We start from the raw sequence: 20,894 nt of genomic DNA, 5'->3' as shown, positions 1-20,894 counted from the left end.
TGGCGGGCGCACTATCTAGACCCAACAAAAATATCAGGGGTTATTTATGGGATATTCAATCAAAGACATTATTTATCAAGGGGAAAAGTCTGGCGTGCACAATTGGCAGACGCTATCGGGACAGAATTTTTACTGGCATCCAGACTGGTTACATATCGCAGAGGATCTCACTGGCCACAAAGCCACCGCCCATATTCAGGCCGATGGCGATAAGGCGACCCAAAGCGAGGCAGAGCAAGCTATTGTGAAACACCTTAATCGCGGCAAATAAGCATTAATGGCCCGATGCAATCGCCTTGCGGGCAATTTTATCGATTAATCCCGGTGCAATCAGCTTTAGCCAGCGCCCGAGTCGGCCACGTAGCGACGTAATAAGCTGCCGACCTCGGGTCGCTATCACAGGGAGCATCATGTTCGCACATTGCTCGGCGGTGATAATTTTGGCTTCCTGCATTGGAGATTTCCCCAGAGGCTTACCCTCACCGTCGAGGGCACGCTTATGAATTTGTGATACGACAAAATCGGGACAAATCACAGTCACGGCAACGTTATCATCCGCCAGTTCAATCCGCAGCGAATCAAAAAAGCCGATAACGGCGTGCTTAGAGGCAGCATAGCCACTGCGCGTCGGCACGCCCGTTAACCCAGCTACCGAGGCCACCACCACCACCTGACCTTGGCTCGACTTTAAATAGGGTAAGGCGGCATGAGTTAAATACGCTGGCCCTAAGTAGTTGACTCGCATGATATCTTCGAGCACAGACAACTGATTAAGCTCATCGAAACGCGACCACATGGTCATGCCCGCGTTATTCACTAGAATATCGAGGCGACCATAATGGGCAATAGTGGCTTGAATTAAGGCTTCGCATTGGGAGGCGCTACTGACATCGGCGGCAAATACAAAGGGAGTCGGACCATAGTTCGCGATTTCGAGGGCAAGGGAGGCTAAACGTGTTTCATTGCGGGCACTGAGCACCAGTTGGCAACCCACCCGTGCCATGGCGATGGCAAGCGCACGGCCTATTCCCTCCGAAGCGCCCGTAATAATGACCACTTTACCCGTCAGTCCATCCATAACTATTCCCTTGTTACCAATGTGTTAATTATGCTCCGAAGTAAATTGGCATAATCATCTTAAAAGCGCAATCCCCTATGCGCGTTGTGCGTGCGGCACGCCAAGCGGCTCGCAATAACTGCTCAGGGGTTGCGGTCGTCCTATCGCATAACCTTGCGCGTAATTAATCCCAATTACCTGTAATCTATCGATAATCTCTTGGTTTTCGACAAACTCGGCCACAGTCTCAATCCCCATGACGCGGCATACGTCCTGAATCGATTTGACGATGGCGTAATCCTTGGCGTTGACCGCGAGGTTCTTCACGAAACAGCCGTCAATTTTGACATAGTCCACCGGCAGTTCACGCAGATAACCATAGGACGCAAAGCCACTGCCAAAATCATCCAACGCAAAAGAGAACCCGAGTTTACGCAGCTGCCGGAGCATTTCCATGCCACGGTGACGATTTTGAATCGCCGTGGTTTCGGTGATTTCAAAGCACACACATTGACTTGGGATTTCAAAAATCTGTTGCTGCAAAGCGATATATTCCACCATGCCTTCGGCACCTAAGCTATTGCCTGAAAGGTTGATTGAAATACAGTGATCTGGCCACAACTGTGGATTTAAGGATAGCCATAAGAAGGCTTTACGTATCACTTCTTTATCGATTTCAGGCATGAGCTTAAAACGCTCCGCCGCTGCGATAAACTGTGCTGGCGCTAAAATACGGCCGCAGGGTTCTTGGATCCTGAGCAGGATTTCCATCCGTTGCCGTTTAGAACTCGCCCCTAAACCGCGGATCGGTTGGTAATAGAGCAGCAGTTCATTTTCCTCAATCGCTTGCGCGATACGCACCGCCCACTTGGGCGCGTTGCGCTGGTAGGTCAGCTCTTTATCTTTATCATCATAAAAATGGATTTGGTTTGTTCCCTTGGCCTTAGCGGCAATACAGGCAATATCCGCATCCTTAAGTAGCTCCAAGGCATTGATATAGGGCGCACGGCCAAAGGCGACTCCAATACTCAAGCCGACTTTATAGCTACTGTTTTTATCGTGCAGTACCTGCAGCGAAACCTGAGCGATAATTTGTTTTAACTGCTGGGCCACGGCCAACGCAGTGCTATCGCAAATAACTAAGCCAAATTCATCGCCACCTAAGCGAGCCAATAATGCCTGCGGCCCAAGGCACGATTGAATCGTCCGCGCCACTATAGCCAACATGCGATCGCCAGCGGCATGACCACAGCTGTCGTTAATCAGCTTAAACTGCTCTAAATCCATGTAACATACCGCGAGGCGCTTAGCCTGGCTGGCAAACTGCGGCAACCGCTCCTCGAAGGCTTGCCGATTGAGCAAACCAGTCACGCTATCGAAGTTGGCGCGTTTTTGCAGCTGGTGCTTAAGCAGCTCTTCCTGGGTAATATCCCGTAGCACCACCACAGTGCCGGTAATTTCTTTATCATGATTCAACACGTTACTGATGCTGCGCTCAATAATCCGTGGCGTGGCGGTTAATAGCTTGATTTTGGCGACTTGCGGCGTGGTCTCCCCCAAACGCATACAATGGAATACCGCTTGATTTAACTGCTCCCCCGCTTTTAATAACGACGCTAGGCTCTGGCCAACGGCGTAACAACTGGCAACATCGAGCAAAGATTCGGCCTTGGGATTCATATAGATCACTTTGGCGTCGATATCGGTCAGGATCACCGCCTCGGCAATCGACTCTAGGGTAGTCTTACCGCGTTCTTTCTGCTGGTATATACGGGCAAGTAAGCTGTTAACCCGGCTGGCTAACACTTCTAACTCGACGTTACCTTCACCGCTCACAGGGCGATACACGCTGGCCGCGGGGTCGACCAATGCCAACTGCTTCATCATGCTTTTAAAGGGTTTTAACAGGCCTGCGCGCAGCCAAATGTACCCCAGCGCCACAATTAACACGCCGAGTAGAATAATCCCCACCGAAACCCAATCGAGGTCGAGCTTTACTTCTTGGAAGGGTTCAGAGGAGAACTGTACCTGCAGATACAATGGCGAGTTTTCCTGCAAACTCGGGACTGGCACAAAGCTGAGGCGATCTTTCGCGGCCGCAGTGTTGCTGCGACTCATCTGCACCTGAGTGACTAATGGCGCTTGGGCATATTCTAATAAATCCTGCGCCGATAACTGGCGCACCAAGAGCACGTATTCTTCGGGGGCGACGGCTGCGGCGGTGACAACAAGCCCAACATCCCCCGCAAGATACACCCCAGCCACTTTAGGTTTACCAGCGGCAAGTACCGCATCGGCAATTTGCTGTTGTGTCGCTAAGGCAATACTGGAGGTATTGGCGAGGACACTTTGAAGCTGCCCGCCCTGCAGAATAAACCAATGCAAATTGGCGGACATGGCGCTCTCAAGCCATGATGATTCGATGGATTGCAGCAGTTCGCCATCGACCCGAGACAGCGGGGAGGCATAGATATTAGTGAGAAAATTTAAACGGTCGATATCGATGAGAAACTGTTGCTGGATATTGGTCAGCTCATGCTGCACATTATCTTGGCGCAGCAATTCGACCCTATGATCGAACCAATAGCCGAGGCAATAGGACACGAGCACAACCGCTGGTAAACAGAATCCTGCAATAAATACCAATATTTTGTTGCCAATGCGCATCTCTTACCACGGCTTTTGTCATTGAATAGATAAACGGCTTTACATAGTCCCTTATAGCGTCATGCAACATATCTCATTTGCAAATAGTATTAAATATCACTTTGCTTTATCCGTTGCTAAAGTAAGCAATAGCATGCATTTAATTGTGTTAAACGCCTTTGATTTAGCGCAGCTATTCGCTAAATAAGTTTTAAAAAGTTAGATGTTAATCAATATCCTATGTTCTAAAGCCGCTTGTAAACACCTTGTAATGCCTCGGCTTTACGTTTGGGGAGAAAGGCATAATCCGAGCCGAGTTGACGTTAAGCTCGCACTGTTTAGCATGGAGTTACAGCATAAAAAAACGGACCCTTAGGTCCGTTTTTTCTTCAGTATCGCTTACTTATGATACTGCTTAGATTGAGCATGAACCGCCTTGATAAAGGCACCCGCATGCTCTGGGTCAACGTGCTGGTGAATACCGTGGCCTAAGTTAAACACGTGGCCTGTACCTTCACCGTAACCCGCCAGAATTTGAGCAACTTCTTCTTCGATACGTGGGATTGGCGCATACAGCATAGAAGGATCCATGTTACCCTGAAGCGCCACTTTGTGACCGACACGGCGACGGGCATCGGCAATATCGACAGTCCAGTCTAAACCTAAAGCATCACAGCCAGTTTCAGCCATGGCTTCTAACCATAAGCCACCGCCCTTAGTGAATAAGGTCACAGGGACTTGGCGGCCATCGGCAAAGCGAGTCAGACCATCGACAATCTTCTGCATATAACGCAGTGAGAATTCACGGTAAGCCGTGTGCGATAACGCGCCGCCCCATGAGTCGAAGATCATCAGCGATTGAGCGCCGTTAGCAACCTGCGCATTCAGGTACAAAGTCACAGAATCGGCTAACTTGTCGAGTAACATATGCAGCGCCGCAGGCTCTGCGTAGGCCATCTTCTTAATTTTTTCGAAGGTTTTGCTCGAACCACCTTCAACCATGTAAGTCGCGAGTGTCCAAGGAGAGCCAGAGAAACCAATCAATGGCACTTGACCATTCAGTTCACGGCGAATAGTGCTAACCGCTTTCATCACATAACCCAGATCATCTTCTGGATCGGGAACGGCTAATTTTTTGATGGCATCGATAGTGTCTGTTGGGCGCTCAAAACGTGGGCCTTCGCCCGCCTCAAAATACAGACCTAATCCCATCGCATCGGGAACAGTCAGAATATCGGAAAACAGAATCGCCGCATCCAGCTCGTAACGACGCAGCGGTTGTAGCGTTACTTCACAGGCCAGTTCATGGTTTTTACATAAAGACATGAAGTCACCCGCTTGAGCGCGAGTCGCTTTGTATTCAGGAAGATAACGGCCAGCTTGACGCATCATCCACACTGGGGTCATATCAACAGGCTGTTTTAGTAGGGCGCGTAAATAACGATCATTCTTTAATTCTGCCATTTGGCTTGATTCCTAGACTTATTGAGATCCGCTGGGTCGGTAGTTTAGCATTTACGCGGATAATGTAACCTTTAAGTGCAAATTTATGTGAGCTATTCCCCATCATTGCTGTCCATTTAAGCACTTATCGTCAAAATGCTAGCCAGATAACATACTGTTTAGTAATCGAACCCAAAGTCACACTAAGACAGAAAAAAGTTGCGCTGGTTTCCTGCCTTTGGTATAAAAAGTTTGCGCTAGCAAGAACAATCAAGAAGCTCGTCGCATCGAGCCTGCTATATACATTACTCGCCCAACGATAGGTTTCTATCGTTGGGCTTTTTATTTCCGCATTTTTTTATACAAAACAGCTGGTTTGTCCATCTGCCAATTCTCGCAAATCCCGATAAAAAGGGTTGATCCAAGGGCTATTTCTCCCCTACATTAGAGTCATGTCCTGGCACTTAAATGGAATGCATCATGCTGAGAGAACTCGAAAAAGCAGAACAAAAGTGGGGCGGTTCAAATAAGCTTATAGATCAATGGCTAGAAAATCGTCGTAAACTCTTGGTGCATTACTGCCAGATAGCAGGCCTTCCTCCCTATGGGAAAGCCGAAAAATCCCTTCCCTCCTTCGATCATGTGAAATCCTTTTGTGATTTATTAGTCGATTACGTCTCCGAAGGCCATTTCGAAGTCTATGACCAAGTGGTCAATGCCTGTGAAAAGTTTGGTGCCTCGAGCAAAACCTTAGCCCAGCAAGTACTGCCAAAGATCACCCCAACGACCAACGCGGCGTTAGACTTTAATGATAAGTACGCCGAAGCGCAGGATGATCAAGTGTTATACCAGCTCGATAAAGATCTTTCCGAACTGGCCCACACCATGGAAACCCGTTTCGAGTTAGAAGATAAATTGCTCGAAGTGTTACATAACCAGTATTCAGAGCACGCCCAGCAAGCCTAATTAGCGCTAACCGTTATGTGCCGCGAATCGCATGATTGCGCGTCAATGGGGGCAAGTCGCCACCCTTGATAGATAGTTTTTGAGATTGGCAGTCACTTCTTAATCAACAGCTTATTAGCGATAGAATTTACAAACAAAAAAGCCAGCTTTCGCTGGCTTTTTCATTATCATATCAATCGATTATACAGCTGATTGAAAGATCACTTGTGATGCTTTCTGAGTGTAAGAATCGATTTGATCGAAGTTCAAGTAACGGTAAGTATCAGCTGCAGTTGCATCTAACTCTTTCGCGTATTCTTGGTATTCTTCAACCGATGGCAGACGACCTAACAGGGCTGCTACTGCCGCTAATTCCGCAGAGGCTAAGTAAACGTTAGCGCCTGTACCTAAACGGTTCGGGAAGTTACGGGTAGAAGTCGATACCACAGTAGAACCTTCAGCCACACGTGCTTGGTTACCCATACACAGTGAACAGCCTGGGATCTCGATACGCGCACCCACGCGACCGAAAATACCGTAGTAACCTTCTTCGGTCAGCTGGTCTTTGTCCATCTTAGTCGGTGGTGCAATCCACAGACGAGTTGGCAGTGTCTTAGCGAACTTGTCTAACATCTTACCGGTCGCACGGAAGTGGCCGATGTTAGTCATACAAGAACCTACGAAAACTTCGTCAATCTTAGTTTGCGCAACAGATGACAGTAATACTGCATCGTCTGGATCGTTTGGCGCACACAGGATTGGCTCTTTGATCTCGTTCAGATCGATTTCAATCACCGCAGCGTACTCAGCATCGGCGTCTGCGCTCATCAGCTCAGGATTCGCTAACCACTCTTCCATGCCTTTGATACGACGCTCTATCGTGCGACGGTCACCGTAACCTTCGGCGATCATCCACTTCAGCATAGTGATGTTAGAGTTCAGATACTCGATGATTGGCTCTTTGTCTAACTTGATAGTACAACCCGCTGCAGAGCGTTCTGCAGAAGCGTCAGACAGTTCGAATGCCTGTTCTACTTTCAGGGTTTCTAAGCCTTCGATTTCCAGTACGCGACCAGAGAAGATGTTCACTTTGCCTTTCTTCTCAACGGTCAGCAGACCCATTTCAATCGCTTTTAATGGAATCGCGTGTACTAAGTCACGTAGAGTGATGCCAGGTTGCATCTTGCCCTTGAAGCGCACTAGAACTGATTCTGGCATGTCCAGAGGCATCACACCGGTCGCGGCAGCGAATGCCACTAGACCAGAACCTGCTGGGAATGAAATACCGATTGGGAAACGCGTATGTGAGTCACCACCAGTACCAACTGTGTCTGGTAATAACATACGGTTTAACCAAGAGTGGATAACACCGTCACCTGGACGCAGAGACACACCGCCACGGTTCATGATGAAGTCTGGCAGAGTGTGGTGAGTGTTAACGTCTACTGGTTTTGGATAAGCGGCAGTGTGGCAGAATGACTGCATAGTCAAATCAGCACTGAAGCCTAAACAGGCTAAGTCTTTCAGCTCATCACGGGTCATAGGGCCGGTCGTGTCCTGAGAACCCACAGAAGTCATCTTAGGCTCACAGTATTGGCCAGGACGTACGCCAGCAACACCACAGGCTTTACCAACCATCTTCTGTGCAAGCGTATAACCTTTGCCATTATCAGCGACGTCTTGAGGACGTACGAATACGTCAGAAGCGGGTAAACCTAATACTGCGCGCGCTTTGTCAGTTAAACCACGACCGATGATCAATGGAATACGACCACCAGCACGTACTTCGTCTAACAGTACGTCGGTTTTCAGGCTGAACTCAGAAATCACTTCGTCTGAGCCGTGACGCTTCACTTGGCCAGCGTATGGATAAATGTCGATCACATCGCCCATTTCCATTTTGCTGACGTCAAGTTCGATTGGCAGCGCGCCCGCATCTTCCATAGTGTTGAAGAAAATCGGCGCAATCTTGCCACCTAAGCAGAAACCACCAGCACGTTTGTTAGGTACGAATGGGATATCATCGCCCATGAACCACAGTACTGAGTTAGTCGCAGACTTACGTGATGAACCTGTACCCACAACGTCACCCACGTAAACTAATGGGAAACCTTTGGTTTTCAGCTCTTCTAATTTCTTGATTGGACCTACGCTGCCCGCTACGTCTGGCTCGATACCATCACGCGCGTTTTTCAGCATAGCTAAAGCGTGCAATGGGATATCTGGACGTGACCAAGCGTCAGGTGCTGGTGACAGGTCGTCGGTGTTGGTTTCACCTGAGACTTTGAATACGGTCAGGGTCACTTTGTCCGCTAATTTTGGACGGCTTAAGTACCAGTCTGCATTTGCCCAAGCTTCAACGACTTGTTTAGCATAGGCATTACCCGCTTCCATTTTCTCAACCACATCGTGGAAAGAATCAAACATCAGTAGCGTGTGAGATAAGGCTTTAGCGGCTAAAGGCGCCAGAGCTGGGTTATCTAGCTGAGCGATCAGCGGCTCGATGTTATAGCCACCTTGCATAGTGCCTAATAACTCAGTCGCACGTTCGGCAGACAGGATAGGTGAAGTTGCAGCGCCTTTGGCAACCGCATCTAAGAAAGCGGCTTTTACGTAAGCAGCTTCGTCAACACCTGGGGGAATTCGATTTTCTAGCAGGTCAAGAATAACGGCTTCTTCACCAGCGGGGGGATTTTGAACCAATTTAACCAGTTCAGCCACTTGATGTGCATCTAATGGCTTAGGGACTACGCCCTCTGCAGCACGTTCTGCGACGTGTTTACGATATGCTTCTAGCACGGCAACATTCCTCTTTGTTTGGCGCTCTAACAACGAAACTGCACGTCTTCTCAATTGAAGCTGACAGTCCGACATGATCGACCCGTATTTCCGGCCAGCAGTATACTACAGCTTTGCAAAAGTATGAATCAGGTCACACTCGGCGAAAGACGAAATAAGGGCTAAATCCGGAGGTGCAGCTCAACTTACGGCAAGAATAAAACAAGGGAAATTAGACAATAGTTTGAAAACAGACAAAAAACCATAAGCGACAAATAGTTAACATAAGTTAATCAATTTAAAATCGAACGAATATTTTTTTGCTCACAACCTCAGGTTAAGCGTAAATATTTTTAAACTTTGTGCTTTTAGACTTTGAAGATGCCGAGCTTAACCATACACTCAAGTTCCCAGAGCATAGCGCTTAGTAATCCTTCCCATCCCTTGGAGTAGTAATGACATCCCTTAGTATTCAAGCTGTTATTTTTGATATGGATGGTGTGTTAATCGATTCTGAACCCCTTTGGCAACGGGTTGAGTATGAAGTCTTATCGGCACTTGGCGTGCCCGTCACTATCGAAACGATTCAACAAACCACGGGTTTACGTATCGACCAATGTGTCGACTATTGGTATCACAAAGCACCTTGGGCCGATTACGACAATGCCAAGGTGAGCACCGCCATCGTCGATAAAGTCGCAGAGGAAATCCTGCGAACGGGCGAAGCCATGCAAGGCGTTCAACAAGCCATTGATTACTGTCAAGCCAAAGGCTTAAAGATAGGCCTAGCCACCTCTTCTTTTTACACCATTATCGAAGCCGTACTCAGTAAACTCGGCCTAAGTGATAAGTTTATGGCGGTACAATCCGCCGAAGGCCTCACCTATGGCAAACCCCATCCCGAGGTTTACTTAAATTGCGCCGCCGCGTTAGGAGTCGACCCGCGTTATTGCCTCGCGATTGAAGACTCTTTCAATGGTCTTATCGCCGCCCGCGCCGCCAATATGCAGACCGTCGCCATTCCCGCACCGGAGCAACGCGGCGAGGCCAAATGGGTTGTAGCCCATCACCAAGCCGACAGCTTGTTAGATTTACCGGCTATCTTGGGCTAATCACAGCAACAATTGACGCAAATAAAAAAAGCCAGACATCCGTCTGGCTTTTTCGTTTTCATCCTATGGATTACCAGATTTTAACGCGCTCATCTGGTTTTAAGTACATCTTGTCGCCCTCTTTCATCTCGAAGGCTTTGTAGAAGGCTTCGATATTGCGAGGCGTCCCCATAGCGCGATAGTGGCTAGGTGAATGCGGGTCAGTCAACAGACGACGACCTAACTCTTCATCACGGTAATTGCGGCGCCATACCTGTGACCAACCAACGAAGAAACGCTGCTCGCCCGTTAAACCATCCAGCACAGGTGCAGGCTTACCATTTAAGCTCATCGCGTAGGCACGCGCCGCTACCGTTAAACCGCCTAAGTCACCGATGTTTTCGCCTAAGGTTAAATCACCGTTTACAAACTTACCTGGCAGGGCTTCATAGCCAGAATACTGCGCAGACAGTTGCTTACCACGTTTTTGGAACTCTTCACGGTCTTTATCCGACCACCAGTCACGCAGGTTGCCATCGCCATCGTACTTAGCGCCTTGGTCGTCGAAACCATGGCTGATTTCGTGGCCAATCACAGCACCGATACCACCGTAGTTCACCGCATCATCGGCATCCATATTGAAGAATGGTGGCTGCAGAATCGCGGCTGGGAACACGATTTCATTACTTACAGGGCTGTAATAGGCGTTCACTGTTTGTGGCGTCATATGCCACTCGGTACGATCGATAGGCTTACCAAGCTTGTTGATCATGTCTTGATATTCAAACTGGGCATAACGCATATAGTTGCCCACCAGCTCATCAGGCTTGATCTCTAGCGCAGTGTAGTCTTTCCATTTGTCTGGATAGCCGATTTTATAGGTAAATTTAGACAGTTTTTCCTGTGCGGCGACCTTAGTTTCAGGCGTCATCCACTCGAGTTCATTGATGCTGACTTCAAAGCCCTTGATCAGGTTTTTGATCATGGTTTCCATACGAGCCTTCGCTTCTGGCTTGAAGTATTGCTTCACATACTCTTCACCCACTAACTCGCCAATCACTTGGTCGGCGCCATCCACAGCCTTTTTCCAGCGTGGTTGTTGCTCTTCGATACCCATCAAGGTTTTGCTCTTGAAGGCAAAGTTTAGGTCAACAAAGTTTTTGCTGAGTAGCTCGGCATAGCTATCCACTAAGTGGAACGTTAAGTAATCCTGCCAAGCAGAAACGGGGAAGGCGTCAAAGTTAGCGCCTAATTTTTCGAAATAAGATGGCTGACGCACGATGATGTCAGTCACTTTATCGCCAAGGCCCGCACTGGTCGCAAAGGCATCGATATCAAACTTGCCGGTTAGCTTTTGCAGCTCAGCACGGCTCAGCTTGTTGTAGGCCTTGTTCGCATCGCGAGATTCAACACGGCTCCACTGGCTCTTAGCGATCATCATCTCGATGTCGGCCACGTTTTTCGCCGCGCGCTTGGCATTCTTGTAGCCCGCTTCGGTCAAAATATCGGTCACATATTTCGCCATTGCTTGGCGATTAGCGACAAACTTAGCGTCATCTTTTAAGTAGTAATCACGGTCTGGCAAGGTTAAGCCTGACTGGCTTAAATACACCGCATATTGGGTAGAGTTTTTAGCGTCGTTGTTCACGTAAAAACCAAAGGGAATGCCTGAACCGCTGGTGAGTAATTTGCCCATTACTGCAGGTAATTCGCCATGGGTTTTCACCGCTGCGATATCGGCCAATAGTGGATTAAGCGGGGTCACGCCTAAGGTTTCGAGCAAATCGGTGTTCATAAAGCTGGCGTTAAAGTCACCGATTTTTTGATTATTCGAGCCAGGGGCGGCATCTTTTTGCGCAGCGGCGGCATCGATGATTTTCTTCAATGCATCTTGGCTTTGATCGTACAGCACAGAGAATGCGCCATAGTTAGATTTGTCGGCAGGAATGGGCGTATTCGCTAACCATTTGCCGTTCACGCTGTAGTAGAAATCGTCTTGATGGCGAACTGAGGCATCAAAGTTTTGTAATTCAATGCCAGAAACCGCGGCGACTTCAGTTTTAGGCTCGCTGCTGCAAGCGGCTAAACCTAGGCTCAGGGCAATCCCCAGCGCCAGTGTGCTAATCTTCTTCATTGTTTTCCTCAGCTTCCGTTTAAAGTTGTTATTTTTTCCCGCAAAACCTTAGCATTTTGCCCTGTCTGGCTGTAGCAAGATTTTGTAAAAGGTTATGACACTTATCGCCACCTGCCAAACACATCAAGCGGCGCCCACGAGCAAGGCAAGATAAATGCTCATAGGACAGCACATAAAACAAAGGGCATGACCTTCGTCATGCCCTTGCGTTAACTAGAACGCCTTACCGATGAATAAATACAGGGATTTATCCCCCATATCGGTAATACCAAAGCCCAGTGCCGCTGGGCCCATCGAGGTATCTGTGCCTATGTATAGACTTGAGGCGTAAATCAGATCCGAGAGTGAGACTTCATCTCGCTCAAACCAAACATTCCCCGCCTCTAAGCTTAAACCCAAATAGAGTGGGTAATCCGTCATCCCCAGCGCATCACGGCCAAGATCATACTGATAAACAAAGGCACCGAAGAGTTTGTGGGCGCCAGTGAGTGAGTCCTTGTGATAGCCCGACAGATTTAAGAAACCACCTAAATCCGACAAATGTAGCGTGTTATAGCCATCATTATTGTTGGTCGCCACTGAGGCTTTGCCGACAAAGGCATGATTACCGACACTGAGCGCCCCTTTCCAATCGGCCTCAATCTGTACGCTATATTCGTTCTCATTGTTATCGACGAGATCATCAAAATCTTCGTTACGCACATAGACGTTTAAGGTGATACGGTTACCCGATGTCGGGAAGCTGATACTGTCTAAACTGTCGTAACCCGCTCTTAAGTAAGCACCATAGGATTTAAAATCGAAATCCTTAATCAACCAAGCATCGTTAACAATAACGCCCTTTTCGGCCACTAACCCTAACTCGACAAAACCTTGTAACACATAGTTATAGCCAATCCCCAGTTCAACCGTGTGGGTCTTTTTGTCGAAGATCAGGGCGCGGTTATTGTTATCGTATAGATCCCAATTGTGGACATCGTATTGATAACGGGCTCGGCTATAAAAATCCTGATCCCTGTCCAAGGGTTGATAAAACTCGGTCGCAAACAATTTTTCAAAGCCTAATTTGACTTCGTTACGCCACTCGCCGCCGTTAAAGGTTAAGTCGGTCATGGTATAGGCCATATCGAAACTGATGGCTGATTCGGTGCTAAAGTCGTCTTCCCAGTTAAATCCGAGTTGGAAGTAATTTGGTCCCCAAGATTTAGCTCGAGTGGTGACCGTTAGCACTCGGCCTTCTTCAGACTCGACAAACTCGGCATCCACGCGCTCAAACTTATTGAGGGAATAGATGCGTTTTAAGGCATCGTTCAATTCATCCTTAGTCACGGCTTGGCCGGCTTTGAGATCTAAGGTTTCCTTCAATAAGTTAAGGCTCACCTTCGACTGATTATCGAACACAATTTCTTGGATTGGATGCGCCACATCCGCCATTAATTTTTTGCCCTTAACCTTCTTGGCTTCAACATAGGCTGCATATTCTTCGGCGCTGACGCTCATGCTCTGTAATTTATCCAGCTGACCATTGGCGGCTTCTTTCCCTAGCGTGAGGGCCAAAGGCATGATGGTAAAGTCAGTCGTGCTTAAGGCATCGATCGCGGGACGGATCAGCACGTCTCTATCTGTTAGCAGCTGCTTTTGCTTTTCGGTGCTGGCGTTAGTCAAGAAGTTAGATAACTGATCGAGCACCGCAATCGTGCTATCGAGTTTATCTTTGGTCACCAGAGGAGAGCCGATATCCACGGCAATGATAATGTCCGCGCCCATGGCCTTCACCACATCTACGGGCATATTGTTGGCTATTCCGCCATCGACTAATAACTTGCCATCGATTTGTGTTGGCTGCAGCGCACCCGGCACAGTCGCAGATGCCTGCATGGCTTTGACTAAACTGCCATGGTTAAGCACTACGGGTAAACTGGTTTCTAAATCCGTTGCGACGGCACGATAAGGGATGGCTAGCTCATCAAAATCGCCAAACTGCTGCACAAGATCGGTCGATTGACGTAATAACTGTGACATGGTTTGTCCACGCAACAAACCACTCGGTGCACGGACTTCACCCTCGTTGTAACCAATGTTGAGGGGAATATTGTAACGATCACGTAACTGTTTATCTCGATAACTCAAGACATTACGCGGAATGGTATCCGAATAACCGCTATCCCAATCGACGCCCATCATAATGGCTTCGACTTCGCTAGCACTGTATCCCAATGAATACATGCCGGCCACGTAAGCGCCGATACTGGTGCCTGCGATATAGTCCACGGGGATCTGATGTTCTTCTAGGATTTTAAGCACGCCAACATGGGCAGCACCTTTAGCGCCGCCGCCACTGAGCACCAGTCCGACCTTAGGCCGTTCAGCCGCATACAAGGGCGTTAACAGTAAACATAAAAAGACAGAAGCGAATATTCGACGCATCATAGTGGGCTACTTTTTATTGGATAAAAAATTCAACTTATCTTAACAAATTTATTGATTTAACCGTCAGCGATATTTTATCTGAACCGATGAGTGAGTAAGGGATACAAAATAAACGACATCATCTTATGCCTAAGTCAAATAATTAGCTTAAACGCCGCGAACGCAGCTCAAAATAATAGCAAAAAAGCCGCAAATAAAAGTACCTGCGGCTCGATGGAATACACTCAGCCTTAAGAGCTCAACGTACATTTTTGCAATAAATACCGCTCAAAGTCAGTGACCGACATAGGTTTTGCAAAGTAATAGCCCTGCACAATATAACAACCGCGGCTAAAGACTTGCTCCAACTGTTCAACGGTTTCGACTCCTTCGGCCACCACGGTTAATTTTAAGTTACGAGCCAGCTCGATAATACTGCTGACAATGGCCTGATCCGCTGAGTTAGTGGCGATATCAATTAAGAATGAGCGGTCGATCTTTAATGTGTTCACATCAAAATGACGTAAATATGCCAACGAAGAATAGCCAGTGCCGAAGTCGTCGATGGCCACTTCAATTCCCAACTCTTTAAGCTGAGTCAGATGGGTTTTCGCCGCTTGCACTTCCTTCATCAGCACCCCTTCGGTGATTTCTAACCCGAGGGATGAAGCCGGCATTTGTGTATCGGCCAAAATTTTCTTTATGCCATCAATAAAATCTGGCTGGCGGAAATGTACCGCCGAAATATTCACCGACAATTTAAACGGTGTGGCACAACGTTTTACCCATTTAGCACCGTCTAAACAGGCTCGACGAAATACCCAGCGGTCGATTTCAACCACTAAACCACAGGCTTCGGCGACCTTAATAAAAATATCGGGACGGATATAACCTTCTTTCGGATGGCGCCAACGAATTAAGGCTTCCATCCCAATAAATTTATCGCCCCGTAAAATATCAATCTGCGGCTGATAATAGAGCTCAAACTCTTCCCGCTCGATGGCCTTACGTAAATCTGCTTCCAAGCGCAAATGGTATAAGGCTTGGGCATTACGCTCCGACGAATAATATTTAAAGTTGCCACGCCCCTCTTCTTTAGCGTGGTACATGGCAAGGTCAGCATTTTTAATAAAGGCTTCGGGCTGCACCGCATCGTCGGGCCAAATACTGATGCCGATACTAGTGGAGATATAAAACTCCCGACCAAACAATTTAAAAGGCGCCACAATTTGCGCGAGTAACCGCTCGGCAATGTGGTTTATCTCATTTAAGTTATTGGCATTTCTCAGCAGGATCACAAACTCATCGCCGCCAAAACGACACAGCAAATGCTCACTGCCGATGCAAGACTGCAAGCGGTTGGAGGCTTCGACCAGCAAGGCATCGCCCATGCTGTGGCCATAGGAGTCGTTTACATGTTTAAAGCGGTCGAGGTCGAGAAATAAAAGCGCCAGCTTTTCACCAGTCTGCTGCGCGGTCTGAATCGATTGCAATAACCGGCTCGAAAACAGTGAGCGGTTTGGCAGCCCTGTTAACACATCATAATTCGCCAATCGCCTCAGATCCGCCTCGGTACGTTTTCGCTCGGTAATATCCGAAAAGACAATCACATAGTGTACTGAGCTATCACTCGTCGACTGCATCACAGAGACGTTAAGCCACACGGGGCAAACCAGCCCATTCTGCCCCACTAACTCACGCTCACCCGTCCACGAACTGTCTTGTCCGAGTAACTGATGCACTTCGGTCGAGAGGCCATCCTTCATTTGCACGAATTGAGAAAAAGATTGTCCGACGAGATCATGCTGCTCGGAGCCAATAATTTGCTGCGCCGCATGGTTCGCCACCCGAATATTTTCATCCACATCTAAGATCAACACCCCTTCTGAGGTGTTTTCAAAGGCTTGGGCGAGGAGATTAATTTCATCCTCTAGCTGACGCTGCAGGGTAATGTCGCTATAAATCCCCGCAACCCGTTCAATCTCGTGGGTAGTGCGATTGCGCGACACCGGGCGGCCCCGCACCCTTAACCAGCCCCAATTACCACTGCGGCGTTGATAACGATATTCAGCCTCAAAACGGTCGACTTCACCCGCTAACATACTATTCCACTGACCTAAGGCTTTATCCCTATCCTCAGGGTGGACGGGGAGAGTTTCGAGGGTCACCACAATCTCATTGGCATGGTTACCTAGCACGGCGCCACGGTTATCGAGGTAAAAGCTCTGGGTATCTCTATGCCATTCCCAGAGATCGGAATCGCTCCCACGCAGGGACTGACGCAAACGGTCGTCACTCTCGGTCAACGCTTGGTTCATCGTCATAAAGGTCCGAACTTGTCGCTGACGATACCAGGCTAAACTCAATGCGATGATCGAAAAAATCAGTAGCAAGATGCCCTTAAAGCCCTGGGTCAACCACCAATGCTGCTCAACATAGAACGGATATGCGAAGGGTTTATCCGACCAAATCCCATTCACCTGACTTAAAATCTCCAGCCCATACTCGCCCGCCGCCAGTCCAGTGAGGTTTATCTGTGACTCGCCTTGCAGCAGTACATAGTTATCTTCTTCCCCTTGGTAGCGCAGTCGATATTTAAATTGAATCGGCGAATCATCGAGATAATCGAGGTTAGTGATCTGTAAACTTACCATGTTGGCATCGGGTTTAATTACCATCATGGGTTGAGGCAATAGGGAAACTTCGGTGCTGTTATCGTAATAGACAGACACAGACTCGAGCATCACATGGTCATCGGTGATCCGGTTGACCAGCTTATCCACATCCAAGTGCATAACCCCTTCCGGGGTGCCAAGATATAGACCAAACTCGGGCGAATAGAAGTAAGCTCCTTCATTCATTTCATCGGAAATCAGCCCATCGAGTTGGTTAAACATGGCGATATGGCCGGTTGCTACATCTTGGCGGATCAGAGAATCAGCGCAGGCCACCAGATTAGCTTTAGACGTCTTTTGGATAAAAAACACTGAGCTGCAGTTCACTTGCCACAGCGCAGTCAGCGAAACCAGTTCACTGCTGTTGAGGTGATACTCGAATAAGCCCTTTTCGTAGGAACCAAACCACATCACCCCTGGCGACATTTCTTCGATATGGCTAACGGTGGGCATGGCGCTCAAGCCATTGAATAGGCTTCGCTGATCGTGGAACTCATTCGCCTCATCCAAATAACCAAAAACCCGCTTACCACCAATCCACAGCTTACCGTCGGAGGCGCGATACAAGGTTCTAATCGCCGGACGCTTGGGTTCCACCGCATCTTTAGCAGGCTTGTCGATATTAAATGCCTGCGGTGTTTTTAAATCGGCCTCCCAAAAATACAGGCCGGTGGAGCTGGCGATCCACACCCGCCCTTTTAACAGCGGGTCGACATAAGTGCGATAAACCAGCTTATTTTTAAATTCATCTTGCCCATTGATCCACTTTGCAAAGCTCTCGCCCTTAAAGCTTGTTCTATCAACCACAAACAGGCCACCCGTGCTTGAGACCAACAAGTAATGCTCGGCAAATGCCCTAATATCGTAAATACTCTCGTGGGGCAGTAAACCTTCAATCGGGATATCTATGGTTTGCTGCGTATCTTTGGCAATAAACATCACATTGGATGAGCCAAGCCAGAGCCCTTCAGGTGCAGCAAACACCGACCAAATCATGGCATCGCCCAGTGCGTAGGGTTTATCTGCGGTATAGGTCTCTAAGATAAAATCGGGCTGAGATGCCAGCAGCGCCAAGCCATCGCCAGAACCACCCACCCACATCAAACCCGAATCATCGAACAGCATGGCCTTGAGGATTTCCATATTGGCCTGCTTTTTCAGCTCCTCCTGATAATTCTCAATCTGGTGAGTCTCTGGCGACCATTTCAATAGGCCAAAACGACTGGTAAACCATAGCGAGCCTTTAGGGTCTTCAACAATCACAGTGCTCCAATCGGGTAATTCAGGCACGGGCTCAAGTTGTTGTGTGCTTGGCTCGAAACGATACACGCCACGGCTCGTCGCCAACCATACGCGGTGTTTCGTATCCTCAAGCATATCGAGAATGCTTCCCATAGACTCAGTCCATGGGTATTTGCTGAGGGTTTTACCTGACTTATCTAGCAGCAATAAATCAAATTGCCCAGCCAGCAGGATTTGCTCATTGGGGAGCACCAATAACTTGCGCCAAGGCAGATCGCGATTAACCGCCAGTTGAGTCACCAGAGTGAGTTCAGAAGTCGCAGGGGAATATTGATAAATCTGACCATTATCAATCAGCAATAGCCAACGCTGGGCATCCATCCGCGCCGCTGACAGCATGGCGCCACCTGAAAAGTGCGGGAACAAATCGGGTGAGCCAAACAGCGTAAATTGATTGCCACGGATATCGTAGAGATACAGCGCTGCGTTGGTGCTGACCAGCAGCTTGTCTTGCCCGACGTTGACCACTGAGTTGAGGAAATCATCCGCAAGGCGGGACTCGCTGCCCGTTTTGTCTATGCGTCTGACCTTAGAATTACTAACGCGATATAAGCCTTGCTCGGTCGCCGCCCAGACAAAACCATGGTCATCTAAGGTCAAGCCACGGATACTGGTGGCGGCTAATCCATCTCGGTCGGTGAAAACACGTTGCACAAATCCACCAGCCCAAACCATGTTCAGACCAGAGACAAAAAGGATGAAACATGCCAGAAGTGTTTTAGTTATTCTTGTTTGCATTTGATGACTTACTTCATACCATAGTTGTACTGTAGCAGTTCAAAAGCCTCAATTCACCCGCTTATTCACATTAGCGTTACAATTTTCTCAAGACAATAAAAAAGCGCCCTTAAGGCGCTTTTTGTAGCTCGGCTAAATTACTTTTTCTTTGCCTTTGGGTTTGGCAAGTCAGTAATAGAACCTTCGTAGATTTCAGCCGCTAGACCCACTGACTCGTGCAGCGTTGGGTGAGCGTGGATAGTTAATGCTAAATCTTCAGCATCACAACCCATTTCGATTGCCAGACCAATCTCGCCTAACAGTTCGCCACCGTTCACACCCACGATAGCACCACCGATTACGCGGTGAGTGTCTTTATCGAAAATCAGCTTAGTCATACCTTCGCTACAATCAGAAGCGATTGCACGACCAGAAGCAGCCCATGGGAAAGTCGCTGTTTCGTAAGCAATACCTTGCTCTTTAGCTTCTTTCTCAGTCAGACCAACCCAGGCCACTTCAGGGTCTGTGTAAGCGATTGATGGGATGACTTTTGGATCGAAGTAGTGCTTCATACCCGCGATCACTTCGGCCGCAACGTGGCCTTCGTGCACGCCTTTGTGAGCCAACATTGGTTGACCAACGATGTCACCGATTGCGTAGATGTGCGGTACGTTTGTACGTAATTGCTTGTCTACGTTGATGAAACCACGCTCATCGATCTTAACGCCCGCTTTTTCAGCGTCGATCAGCTTGCCATTTGGTGTACGACCGATAGCAACTAACACTGCATCGTAACGTACTGGCTCAGTTGGCGCGCTCTTACCTTCCATCGAAACGTAGATACCGTCTTCACGGGCTTCAACCGCTGTCACTTTAGTTTCGAGGATCAGGTTGAATTTCTTCTTGATTTGCTTAGTGAATACGCGAACGACGTCTTTGTCAGCCGCAGGGATCACTTGGTCGAACATTTCAACCACGTCGATTTCACTGCCCAGAGAAGAGTAAACAGTACCCATTTCTAAACCGATGATACCGCCGCCCATGACCAGCAGTTTGCCAGGAACTTCTTTCAGTTCTAATGCGTCGGTCGAATCCCAAATACGTGGGTCTTCATGGGGAATGAATGGCAGTTTGATTGGGCGAGAACCCGCAGCGATGATCGCTTGGTCAAACTTAACGACAGTCACAGTACCGTCTTCAGCGGTCACTTCTAAGCTGTTAGGGCCAGTAAATTTACCGAAGCCATTAACAACGTTTACTTTACGCATTTTAGACATGCCGCCTAAGCCACCAGTCAACTGGCTGATCACTTTTTGCTTGAAGCTGCGTAACTTGTCTAAATCGATTGTTGGCTCGCCGAACACAACACCGTGTGCAGCAACGGCTTTGGCTTCTTCGATCACTTTAGCAACGTGTAACAGGGCTTTAGATGGGATACAACCCACGTTCAGACACACGCCACCTAAAGTGCTAAAACGTTCAACGATAACGGTTTCCAGACCTAAGTCAGCCGCACGGAAGGCAGCAGAATATCCCGCAGGACCTGCACCTAATACCACTACCTGAGTTTTGATTTCGTTACTCATGTTTTCCTCTAATTCTCATTCAATCCGTTGGAGGAGAGTAATCCTGCCAACCGAAAATGCGCCAGCGCGTAAGGTGGGCGCATTTTAACCTGTGTTTGATACTGATCACAA

General features: G+C 48.2%; 11 protein-coding genes. 3 read left to right on the top strand and 8 right to left on the bottom strand.

Annotated features, from left to right (window positions below):
- Positions 1-46 precede the first annotated feature (46 nt).
- Positions 47-271: a hypothetical protein gene (locus CBX96_RS11770; protein ID WP_088211897.1), complete on the top strand. Its 225-nt coding sequence runs from the start codon at positions 47-49 to the stop codon at positions 269-271.
- Between the two features lie 3 nt (positions 272-274).
- Here the strand turns inward: CBX96_RS11770 and CBX96_RS11765 are convergent, their stop codons facing one another.
- The 3 genes from CBX96_RS11765 to hemE form a co-directional block, all read right to left on the bottom strand.
- Positions 275-1,078 (bottom strand): SDR family oxidoreductase, encoded by an 804-nt coding sequence (locus CBX96_RS11765; protein ID WP_086903796.1) that lies wholly within the window; start codon positions 1,076-1,078, stop codon positions 275-277.
- A gap of 75 nt (positions 1,079-1,153) precedes the next feature.
- Positions 1,154-3,724 carry a bifunctional diguanylate cyclase/phosphodiesterase gene (locus CBX96_RS11760; RefSeq protein WP_109286823.1) on the bottom strand — a complete coding sequence of 857 codons (2,571 nt, stop codon included), beginning with the start codon at positions 3,722-3,724 and terminating at the stop codon, positions 1,154-1,156.
- 378 nt (positions 3,725-4,102) lie between these two features.
- Positions 4,103-5,167 (bottom strand): uroporphyrinogen decarboxylase, encoded by a 1,065-nt coding sequence (gene hemE, locus CBX96_RS11755; RefSeq protein ID WP_011621241.1) that lies wholly within the window; start codon positions 5,165-5,167, stop codon positions 4,103-4,105.
- Between the two features lie 459 nt (positions 5,168-5,626).
- Here hemE and rsd point away from each other — a divergent pair, with 459 nt between their 5' ends.
- On the top strand, positions 5,627-6,112 hold the full coding sequence (gene rsd / locus CBX96_RS11745) for a sigma D regulator (protein ID WP_086017236.1): 486 nt from the start codon (positions 5,627-5,629) through the stop codon (positions 6,110-6,112).
- 180 nt (positions 6,113-6,292) lie between these two features.
- Here the strand turns inward: rsd and acnB are convergent, their stop codons facing one another.
- Positions 6,293-8,890: a bifunctional aconitate hydratase 2/2-methylisocitrate dehydratase gene (gene acnB, locus CBX96_RS11740; protein ID WP_109286822.1), complete on the bottom strand. Its 2,598-nt coding sequence runs from the start codon at positions 8,888-8,890 to the stop codon at positions 6,293-6,295.
- Between the two features lie 434 nt (positions 8,891-9,324).
- On the opposite strand from acnB, the gene hxpB reads away from it, so the two are divergent.
- Positions 9,325-9,981, top strand: coding sequence for a hexitol phosphatase HxpB (gene hxpB, locus CBX96_RS11735; protein ID WP_109286821.1), 657 nt, complete (start codon positions 9,325-9,327; stop codon positions 9,979-9,981).
- A gap of 70 nt (positions 9,982-10,051) precedes the next feature.
- Here hxpB and CBX96_RS11730 read toward each other — a convergent pair whose 3' ends face one another.
- The 4 genes from CBX96_RS11730 to lpdA form a co-directional block, all read right to left on the bottom strand.
- Positions 10,052-12,094, bottom strand: coding sequence for a M13 family metallopeptidase (locus tag CBX96_RS11730; RefSeq protein WP_109286820.1), 2,043 nt, complete (start codon positions 12,092-12,094; stop codon positions 10,052-10,054).
- Between the two features lie 213 nt (positions 12,095-12,307).
- Complete coding sequence (locus CBX96_RS11725; protein ID WP_181382195.1) at positions 12,308-14,524, bottom strand: patatin-like phospholipase family protein; 2,217 nt, start codon at positions 14,522-14,524, stop codon at positions 12,308-12,310.
- A gap of 230 nt (positions 14,525-14,754) precedes the next feature.
- A complete protein-coding gene (locus tag CBX96_RS11720; RefSeq protein ID WP_109286819.1) occupies positions 14,755-19,218 on the bottom strand; it encodes an EAL domain-containing protein in 4,464 nt (1,487 codons plus the stop codon).
- A gap of 137 nt (positions 19,219-19,355) precedes the next feature.
- On the bottom strand, positions 19,356-20,783 hold the full coding sequence (gene lpdA / locus CBX96_RS11715) for a dihydrolipoyl dehydrogenase (protein ID WP_011715641.1): 1,428 nt from the start codon (positions 20,781-20,783) through the stop codon (positions 19,356-19,358).
- Between the last annotated feature and the right edge of the window lie 111 nt (positions 20,784-20,894).

This window comes from Shewanella sp. BC20 (assembly GCF_003129585.1).
GTDB lineage: Bacteria > Pseudomonadota > Gammaproteobacteria > Enterobacterales > Shewanellaceae > Shewanella > Shewanella seohaensis.
Note: the sequence above shows the minus strand (reverse complement) of the source record. Positions and strands in the feature narration are given on the sequence as shown.

Bases quoted from the DNA above. Each gene is read 5' to 3' on its own strand.
- CBX96_RS11770 (WP_088211897.1), top strand. From the start codon at position 47: ATGGGATATTCAATCAAAGACATTATTTATCAAGGGGAAAAGTCTGGC.
- CBX96_RS11765 (WP_086903796.1), bottom strand. From the start codon at position 1,078: ATGGATGGACTGACGGGTAAAGTGGTCATTATTACGGGCGCTTCGGAG.
- CBX96_RS11760 (WP_109286823.1), bottom strand. From the start codon at position 3,724: ATGCGCATTGGCAACAAAATATTGGTATTTATTGCAGGATTCTGTTTA.
- hemE (WP_011621241.1), bottom strand. From the start codon at position 5,167: ATGGCAGAATTAAAGAATGATCGTTATTTACGCGCCCTACTAAAACAG.
- rsd (WP_086017236.1), top strand. From the start codon at position 5,627: ATGCTGAGAGAACTCGAAAAAGCAGAACAAAAGTGGGGCGGTTCAAAT.
- hxpB (WP_109286821.1), top strand. From the start codon at position 9,325: ATGACATCCCTTAGTATTCAAGCTGTTATTTTTGATATGGATGGTGTG.
- CBX96_RS11730 (WP_109286820.1), bottom strand. From the start codon at position 12,094: ATGAAGAAGATTAGCACACTGGCGCTGGGGATTGCCCTGAGCCTAGGT.
- CBX96_RS11725 (WP_181382195.1), bottom strand. From the start codon at position 14,524: ATGATGCGTCGAATATTCGCTTCTGTCTTTTTATGTTTACTGTTAACG.
- CBX96_RS11720 (WP_109286819.1), bottom strand. From the start codon at position 19,218: ATGCAAACAAGAATAACTAAAACACTTCTGGCATGTTTCATCCTTTTT.
- lpdA (WP_011715641.1), bottom strand. From the start codon at position 20,783: ATGAGTAACGAAATCAAAACTCAGGTAGTGGTATTAGGTGCAGGTCCT.